Genomic DNA, 8,869 nt, shown 5'->3' on the forward strand with positions numbered 1-8,869 from the left:
TGTCGGGCAGAGCTTCCGTTTTAGGGGCCTTGTAGAACTGCATGACGCGTGCCGCGAGCGCATCCGTTTTCTGGCCGATGGCGCTCAGATAATCGCGATTGTTGCTGAAGCTCACATGCAGTGATACCGCGAGCCACGCCAGCATGAGCAAGGCAAGCGTATGGCCGATGATTCGCATCACGCGCGACCGATATTCCCAGCGAAGATTCGGGCGCACCAGATGCGCTTCCGGCAGGATCACTTTCTTGAATGCATCGTGGAGAAAGAATCCGTGTGCGCTCTCGGCCCGCGCGCCCACGCGATTCACGGAGAGCGAAAGTCCCGCCGCGAGCCGCTGCACGATGGTGAGCGGCTCGGATACGACCTCTTGGCCGGCCTGCAGTGCACTCGTGAAGAACACGGCGCGCAGGTTGCCGTGCGCTTGCGTATCGTCATAGCGCGAGTCGGGGAACAGTTGCAAAAGCAGCTCGACGAGCGGACCCTGCAGCGCATCGAATGCCTCGGGCAACACGGCGAGACGCTGACGACGCATCGCGGCGTCCTCGTCGTCGAGACGCGAATTCAGCCCGTCGGACAGACGCTTCGAGAGCCGCAAAAACTCCCCAGTGCATTGCGCGCCGAGATCGGTGGAATCAAGCGGCAGGGTGAAACCCCATACCTGCGCGCGATGTTCATTAGTCAGCGATGCGAAGTAATCTGTGAAGCCCGGCAAGCGGTCCATCTGCGCCACGATCAGATAGACCGGGAACCGGATGCCGAACATATTGCGCATGTCCAGCAGCCGTGCGCGCAGCGCTGCGGCCTCGCGCGAGCGAACGGACGCATTCGGCGATGTCAGCACGTCGAGCTTGACGGTGAGCAACGCGCCATTCACGGGCACGCGTGGGCGGCGGCGGCGTAGCAGCGCGATAAAGCCGTGCCATTCTTCGGCATCGATGGTTCGTCGCCAGTCGGCATCGGCGATCGGGACGTCCGTATTCGCGGGGCGCGCGGGAACCTGTCCGCTCGATTGCCCGTGATGGGTGTAGTGGCCGGCAGTATCGATAAACACGGCATCGTTGCTTAACCGCCAGTGGGCGTACTCGGTCGCCGCAGATTCGTTCCCGTGCCGGTCAGCGCCGTCGCTTTCGAACTGAAGTCCCGATTGCAGAACTGCATGAGTCTTGCCCGCGCTGGTCGCGCCAAGACAGATATACCAAGGTAGTTCGTACAGATAGTTCGCACCTTTGAATATCCGACCGATACTCTTTGCGTTCGTACGCATGCGGCGTAGGCGAGTCAATGCAACGTTCGCGCGTGACTCCACGATGCGCAGGCGTTCGGCCGCAGGCGAGGGTTCGGCCTTGCTGCCGAACTTGAGCGCTTTATCCAGAAAGTCCTTGTCGGTGCGCATGCGATGCAGCAGCCAGATCAGCCAATACAGCGCAAACAGCGCAAGCACGATGACGACGGCGGCGATCCGCACCGACTCCGGCGCGAACGGCCGGAACTCGCCAAAGCCGAGCAAGGGCGCGGCGTGCCAGATCAGCAGACACAACAGTGCGACGAACATCGGACTCATGGACCAAGCCTTCAGCCACAGCAGCGTTGCGCCGAGCGCGAGCGCGATCAGCAGCACGCGCATGCCGATTCCCTCGAGCGGCTTCAAACCGCCGAACGTGAAGTAGGGGCCAAGGAACCAGATGATCAGTGACACCGCGACGAGCGCGAGAAGCGGGAGAATCCAGCGATATCCGGAGAACCATTTTTTTTTCATTTTCGGCTTTGCCTGTATAAAGCTGTTACGGCGTGACGGTGATGGCCACTCGGCGATTCAGCGCGCGACCCGCCGCAGTGGCGTTGTCGCCAAGCGGCTCGGCATCGCCCCGGCCGATTGCTTCGAGACGCGAGGGCGCGACGCCTGCTTGCTGCAACCTCTGCGCAACGTGCATTGCCCGCTTCTGCGAGAGTTCGACATTCGAGGCGAACTCGGATGTGCGGATCGGCGTGCTGTCCGTGTAACCGGTGACGACGACGCGGCCCGGCACCTTGTTGATCTCGTTGGCGATCTTGTCGATCAGCGGATTCATCGACGCTTTGACCGCCACGCCGCCCGAAGCGAACATTGCGTCGCCGCGAAACGTCACGGCGCTGTGCCGATCGTCTTCGTCGACGCTGACGGTGCCTGCGGCGATTTCATCGCGCAGCAGTTGCTTGAGACGCAGCAGGCGCGCTGGCGGCGGAGTGAGCCGACCGATCTCGATGATGCGCTGTTCGAGCGCGTCGCCGCGCGTGAGCAGGTGGTATTTGTACCAGCAGAACAAGCCGGTCACGATCACGCCTGCGACCGCGAACGACATCCAGACCGGAAAGTCCCGAAGCGACAGACGATGACCGCGCGCAGTCGAGTGTCCGTGTGGCGACAGCGCGATGCCCGTGCCCGCGCGCTGTGCCTGCAGTTCCTTGAAGATGCTCTTGCGCACCGCGTCGTGCTTGCGCGCGCCGTCCACTTCGTGACGATATCGCCCGAGAAAGCCGAGACTCAATATGCGATAGACGATCTCGAGAAGATCAATATGCTCACCGGCGTTCTGCATCAAACGGGCAGTGAGCAGAAACACCTTGTCGCCTCCATGCCGGTCCTCGTGGAACTCTGTTGCGAGGCCGGTGGCGATCCAGCGCACGCCGATCTCTCGCTTGCCCCAGCGGGTTTGCGTCGCGGCATCGTCGAGCGCGGTACACAGGCAGTATCGTGCGCCGATCATATGATCGCGGCGCACGTTGGCTTGCTCGCACAGACGCTGAAAGACGCGCACTTCTTGTTTGAGCAAAAGGTGTAACTGATCGATGGCGGGTAATTCGAGATCGGCGGGCATGTCCGCGAGTGCGCGCAACAAAGGCCGTGCCGCTTCGAGCAGCGGATTATGCGATTGCTGGACGGCCTGCAAACGCGCGGCGTAGGGTTCGGCCGGCGGAATACCGGCGTGCGGCGTCACGCCCGCGTCTTGCGCTGGCGTGGGCGCGAAGCCCTGCGCGCCGAATGCACGGAGAGTTGGATCAGCCACGCACGCCCCACAGTTCGAGCCTGAGCTGCGGGAAATCGCCCGCTACGTGCAACGCGATGCCGCCGTGCTGCGAGATCGTTTCCCAAAGCGGCCCGTTGCGCGACAGCTCGTAATACACATAGCCGGCGTTGAAGGGAATCTGGCGCGGAGGCACGGGCATGGCTTGCAGCACGATGCCGGGAAGATGCGAGCGAACCAGGTCGGGCAGACGATCGGATGGTCCGATCTTGGCCTGCGTCGCGAATTGCGCAACGAGCGCATCAGCGGGGATCGCGGCGGACACGGCCAGCACGATAGCCGAGAAGCCGCGCAACTCTGCCGGATCAACCACCGCATTGCGCATGCCGTAGTGCGTTTCTTCGAGCGGGATCGGCTGCGCGCTGCGCACGAGTACGGCGTTGAGCAGCCACTGCGCGTCTTCGACCAGCGGCTTGAGACAGAGATACGGACTGTCATGCTAATAAGCGGGATGGCTATCGAGCGGCCGGCGCGTGCTCGGGCGCACGTAGGTCGAAAGTTCTCCCGCCATGGTGGCGAACAGCGCGTACAGGTCGGCGGGCGATGTGGACGGCACGCGGCGCAGATGCTGAAGCAGCGGCTCGTAGCGATTGAGCGTTTGCAACAGCAGATAGTCCGACACTTCCGCGACCGACCCTGCGCGGCCGTCGCTGCCGGTCAGGCGTTTCGCGAGTCCATCGGCGCGCAGGCGCGTGAGTTCGTGAATCTGGCCGAGCCACGATTCGAGCAGCTTGCTCGCGCCGTAGCCTGATACCGTCGGAATAAGCGTCTCGTCGAGTTCGATGCTGCCGTCAGCGCGGATGGTCCGAACACGCGTGAGCGGCAATCCGATCCATCCGTCGGTGAGTTCCTTGCCGGGCAGAAGGCGCAGGCGCAGACCGGAAAGCTGTACCGGCTTGTACCCTTGGCCGATCGAGTTTGTATCGCGTAATTCGGCGTCGAACACCGCGTAGCGCGCCAGCGAATTCGTGCTGGAATCGAAGGTGGTTTCCTCGCTGTTGGGTAGGCGCACTGGTGTGGCCAGATAGATGGTCTGTTCGAGATGCTCGGGACGGATAGTCAGCGGCGCGGGCAATGGCGCGTCGCCGGGCGCATTGAACGGCGTGCCATCGGAGAATATTCCTTCGGATGACTTGATGATCACCTTGCCGAGTGCGAGCGCTTCCTTGTCGATGGCAAAGTGACTGAAACCGAAAAAGAACGGTGACAGCGATGCCGCGCGCTTGTGCGCGAACTGCTCAACGTAGCGCTCCTGCTGCTGAAAGAGCTGAGGGCGGAGGAACAGTCCTTCGCTCCAGACGACCTTGTTGTACCAAGTCATTCGATAGATCCGTTACTGTGTCTGTTCAGTGGTTTTGTCGGTGATTACGACGGCGTTCGCATCGAGACCGATCTTCAGATCAAGCTTCGGCACCGGGCGATACCACGATGTCTGGCGTAAAGCGGGCTGGATAACGCTTCGCTCGCCGGAACGAAGTTGAAACTGCTCGCGCGCCATGAACCCCGCGCCAAGCAAGTCCGGACAAGCAGGCTGGCGCGATGACTATGGAAAGCGAGCGCATTGAATAAGGGATTGGAAGTCGTGTCGGAGGGTGGCGCGCGCGGACCCCGCCGACTCCGCTGACCCGATGCGCCGATATGACGCGTGCCGGTGATTCGACTTGCTGCGGGAGATCGCTGTGGAATTCGCTCCGGTTGACAGCGCGTGGCACTTGCGCTTGATATTTCGATCGAGGAAGTCACGATCTATGCCGGATCGCACCAAAACGCATGAAACGCGGTGGCGAACTCGATTCTGTCCGGTAGTGGGATATTTAGGTAGCCGAACAGTGCCTCGCAGAAAATAGTAATTTAATGCTCTTACTTCCGCGCGATCAGGCGTCGATATTCTGAAATGCTATCGCAAGTTTGCGCGGTATGTGAGCCGCAAAACCGCATGTTTGAAAGAATATTACTGATTGGCTAACTATCTGAGCAATCGGCTGCCAACGGACAGCGTCTCGTGAATATCTTGTTTGACGGGAAAAAATCAATATGAACCAAATCATGGACAGCATGCAGATGTCGTGGTTAAATGCGCGGCTTTCAGAAATGAAAAGAAAATGATTTGGAATACCAATGAAATTGAGATAACGACAACGGTACGCGTGCGTTCCTTCAGTCCGTTCGCGACGGAAGAGCTGTCCAGATACGGCGCGCCTGCGGGCCGTGCGAGCGTTCCGGACATGCCCGAGGCGGATCTGGGCGACGCTCAGTCATCCTATGCGGCAGGCAATCCGATTTTCGATCTGCTCGGCGGTTCAGCGCACTGGGAGGCGGAAGAGCGCGATGTGCCAACGCTACGCGGACACGACGAGCCCGAGCGCGATCCCGTCATGAACGCGCTGTACGGGCAATATTGCGAGGCGCTTTCCTCGCCGCTGACAGCGACTCGCCGCGACTGGGTCGAGTCGGAAAGCGTCTGGGAGCCGGTGACACCTGAAGTGGCCGATCAAGCGGGCGGACCTGTGCCGGAGCACGCGCCGGTATCAGCTTTGCTTCAGGAGATCCATACCGTCGATCAGGCGTTCGGCCTTCTGTTCGATGCAGAGCCGATGGAATCGGACGATGACATGCCTGAGATTCTCGAGTTGTTCGCGCCGCCTGAGCACCATGCCGCGGCCGCGTTTCGCGGATCCAACGGATCGCCGCCGCCGGAACTGGCGAGGCGTGAGCACCACACATTGTCGATCGACAGTCCAATTTGAGTCGTGTCGCGCGCAAGCCTGATCCGCTTGATTGCATAGCGCTGCGTGCGCACTAAGGGGAAGTTTGCTGTGGATTCCAGGCTGCTCGATTACTACAATCAAGAACTCGTCGCGCTGCATGAACTGGGCGGCGAGTTTGCGCGCGCGCATCCCGGTATCGGGGACCGGTTGCACGTGCGGGCAGGCGAAGCCATCGATCCGTATGTCGAGCGAATCGTTGATTCGTTCTCGTTGCTGGCGGCGCGTCATCGTTCGAAGCTCGACGCGGAATTCCCGCGTTTCGCGGCGCGATTGCTGGAAGTGAGCTATCCGAACTACACCGCGCCCGTGCCGTCCATCGCTGTTGCGCGTTTCTTTCCGGATATGTCCGATCCTCGGCTCGTCGAGGGGTTTCGTATCCCGCGCGGCGCGCGTCTTACGGGCCGCATCCCACACGGTTTGCGCACGGCCTGCGAGTTTCGCACGGGGCAGGACGTCGTGCTGTTTCCTATCGAACTCTCCGGCGCGACGCTCACTCACGTGCCACACGACCTTGCCGATCTGAGTCGCTATGTTCCCGCGAATGCTTCGGTAGGCGGCGCGCTCCGCCTTCGCTTGCGCGCGCTTGGAAATGCACGCTTCGACGAGATGCGCAACATCGACCAGTTGCCGTTCTTTCTTCCAAGCGCCGCGCCGCTCGCATCGCAATTGTTCGAACTCCTGCATACTAGCGCCGTCGCCTTGCTCGTGCGGAAACCGGGCGATGCGGGCAGCTCCGGCAAGGTCGTTTGTGCCGGCGGTCCTGAGGCCGTGGCGCACGATGGCTTTCAGGCAGATCAGAGCTTGCTGCCGCTCTTGTGGTCGCAGTTTCACGGATATCACCTGCTGCAGGAATACTTCGCTTGTCCGGGCCGCTTCCATTCCTTCGCGCTCAAAGGCCTCGCGTCGGCCTTCGCGCAGGTGCAAGAAAAAGAAGTCGAACTGATCGTTCTGCTCAAGCGATCACCAGGCCCGCTTGCCAGACTCGTCGATGCTTCGCGTTTCGCGCTGCATTGCGCGCCAATCGTCAATCTGTTTCGTCAGCGCACGGATCGCGTCGAACTGTCGGAGGCGGCGACGGAGTTTCATCTGACGCCACGACGCGGCGCGCCGCTCGATCATGAGGTGTACGCAGTAAATACGGTGCATGGTCACATGCGCGGCGGCGGGCCAACGCAGACTTTCCGGCCGATGTATGAGACGTTGAATCGTGATGCCGGTAATCTCGGTCGATACTTCTCGCTGCGACGCGAACCAAGAGCGGCATCAGATGCCGTTCGGCGTTATGGCGCGCGCACGGGTTATAGCGGAACCGAAGTATTCGTATCGCTTGTGGATCAGCAGGCCGCGCCGTATCGCGAAGATCTGCAGTTTATTTCCGCCGATGCGTGGGTGACGAATCGTGATTTGCCGCTGCTCGTGCCGCGCGATGGCGTGGATGATCTCGTTGGTGATGAAGATGCGCCGCTGGAAAGTATCGGGCTGGCGCTGCCGCCAAGCGCGCCGCGCATGCCTTTTGCCGGGCGCGAAGCGGCCTGGCGGCTCGTGCGGCAGATCAATTTCAACCAGCTGTCGCTTGAGAACGTGGAGCATCGGCAAGGCGGGCTCGCGCTACGCGATTTGCTGCGCCTGTTCGCGGACGCCGACGACCTCGTGCAGCAGCGGCAGATTCAAAGTCTCGTCGGCATGCAAACGCGGTTCGCCTCGCACGCAATGCGCCATAACGGGCCGCTGGTGTTTGCGCAAGGCATCGAGTGCCGCCTGACGGTGGATGAAGACGGCTTCTCCGGCGTGAGTCCATACTTGTTCGGCTTCGTGCTTGAACAATTCCTGATGCGCCACGCGAACATCAACACGTTCACGCGCACCGAACTTCATTCGATGCAGCGCGGCTGCCTGATACGCTGGCCCCTGCGGACGGGCGTGCGCGGAGCCGGGCAATGACGCGATCCAACAGCGCATCGAGTGAAGCGGGAACGGGTCTTTCATCCGACATGCTCGAACACCTGCGCGCCGAGCCCTGGCGATACGGCTTTCTCTCGCTGATGCGTCGGATCGGCGCACGGCCGGAACTCGATCCGGTGGGCACGGCGATGCGTCCATCGGCGGAACCGTTTCGGATCGGCCAGAAGCCCTCGCTGATTTTTGCACCGAGTGAAGTGGCGAGCGCTGAGGAAGCCGAAGGACGCTTGCGCATCCGCTTGCTTGGCCTCGGCATGCTCGGCCCGAACGGTTCGCTGCCGATCCATGTCACCGAGATTGCGCGAGAGCGGGAGGAAAGCCGCAATGACAGCACGCTGGTCGATTTCCTCGATGTCTTTCATCACCGTTATCTGACGCTGTTCTATCGCGCCTGGGCGAATGCGCAGTCGGCGGCGGGGCTGGATCGCGCGGGCGCTCAAAACGAGCCGTTTTCGTTCCATGTCGGCTGTCTGGCGGGCATCGATGCAGCGGAGGCCCGCGAGCGTGAAGTGCCCGCGCATGCGCGACTGTCGGCATCGGCGCATTTGGTGCGCGAAACGCGCGATCCCGACGGCTTGCGCATGACCCTCGCGCATTATTTCGGCGTGCCGGTGTCGATCGAAGAGCACGTGTTTCATTGGATCGATATCGCGGATGCGGATCGCGCACGGCTGGGGTTGCCCGGCGAGGCATCGACCATGAGCGAAGGCGCGATTCTCGGTGAGCGCGTGCCAGATTGTCAGTACCGCTTTCGAATCGTGATCGGTCCGGTGAGCCTTGACGACTATCTGCGTTTTACGCCGCAAGGGGAGGACTTGCCGCATCTCGTCGGCTGGGTGCGCAGTTTCGTGGATCAGGAGTTCAATTGGGAACTGGACGTGCGAATCCGCACGGAAGACGCGCCACCCATGAAGATTAGTGGTCCGCAGCAAGTGGGCTGGTCAGGCTGGCTCGGCCGCTCGCCGGACCGTGACGCCGTGACGGGCATGCGCTTCGATCCCGAAGCCTATATGAACGATCTCGATGCGCCCGCGTCGTCCGGTCCGAGCGAGCAATGGGAACGCGATTCCTTCTGACGTC

General features: G+C 61.5%; 6 protein-coding genes and 1 pseudogene. 3 read left to right on the plus strand and 4 right to left on the minus strand.

Annotation, left to right across the window (positions count from 1 at the left end; translation table 11 throughout):
- The 4 genes and pseudogenes from tssM to P7F28_RS02765 form a co-directional block, all read right to left on the minus strand.
- Positions 1-1,756, minus strand: a 1,756-nt coding sequence (gene tssM, locus P7F28_RS02750; protein WP_277182909.1) for a type VI secretion system membrane subunit TssM, incomplete at its 3' end; no start/stop codon positions are given.
- Positions 1,757-1,781: 25 nt separating this feature from the next.
- Positions 1,782-3,044 (minus strand): type VI secretion system protein TssL, long form, encoded by a 1,263-nt coding sequence (gene tssL, locus P7F28_RS02755; RefSeq protein ID WP_370467222.1) that lies wholly within the window; start codon positions 3,042-3,044, stop codon positions 1,782-1,784.
- Positions 3,037-4,383, minus strand: a pseudogene (gene tssK / locus P7F28_RS02760) (type VI secretion system baseplate subunit TssK). The gene tssL and the pseudogene tssK overlap by 8 nt, the downstream one beginning before the upstream one ends.
- A gap of 12 nt (positions 4,384-4,395) precedes the next feature.
- On the minus strand, positions 4,396-4,560 hold the full coding sequence (locus P7F28_RS02765) for a hypothetical protein (RefSeq protein ID WP_277182910.1): 165 nt from the start codon (positions 4,558-4,560) through the stop codon (positions 4,396-4,398).
- Between the two features lie 517 nt (positions 4,561-5,077).
- Here P7F28_RS02765 and P7F28_RS02770 point away from each other — a divergent pair.
- The 3 genes from P7F28_RS02770 to tssG all read left to right on the plus strand — a co-directional run bounded on the left by P7F28_RS02770 (position 5,078) and on the right by tssG (position 8,865).
- Positions 5,078-5,809 carry a TagK domain-containing protein gene (locus P7F28_RS02770; protein WP_277182911.1) on the plus strand — a complete coding sequence of 244 codons (732 nt, stop codon included), beginning with the start codon at positions 5,078-5,080 and terminating at the stop codon, positions 5,807-5,809.
- 69 nt (positions 5,810-5,878) lie between these two features.
- The gene (tssF, locus tag P7F28_RS02775; protein WP_277182912.1) at positions 5,879-7,771 is read left to right on the plus strand and encodes a type VI secretion system baseplate subunit TssF; all 1,893 of its coding nucleotides are present in this window, start codon (positions 5,879-5,881) and stop codon (positions 7,769-7,771) included.
- Complete coding sequence (gene tssG / locus P7F28_RS02780) at positions 7,768-8,865, plus strand: type VI secretion system baseplate subunit TssG (protein WP_277182913.1); 1,098 nt, start codon at positions 7,768-7,770, stop codon at positions 8,863-8,865. The genes tssF and tssG overlap by 4 nt, the downstream gene beginning before the upstream one ends.
- The last annotated feature ends 4 nt before the right edge of the window (positions 8,866-8,869 follow it).

Origin of the sequence: Caballeronia sp. BR00000012568055 (genome assembly GCF_029439455.1) — a bacterium.
In the GTDB taxonomy this organism is placed as follows: Bacteria; Pseudomonadota; Gammaproteobacteria; order Burkholderiales; family Burkholderiaceae; genus Caballeronia.

What these genes read in the sequence shown, in the direction of transcription:
- P7F28_RS02765 (WP_277182910.1), bottom strand. Translation starts at nt 4,560, where the DNA reads ATGGCGCGCGAGCAGTTTCAACTTCGTTCCGGCGAGCGAAGCGTTATC.
- tssG (WP_277182913.1), top strand. Translation starts at nt 7,768, where the DNA reads ATGACGCGATCCAACAGCGCATCGAGTGAAGCGGGAACGGGTCTTTCA.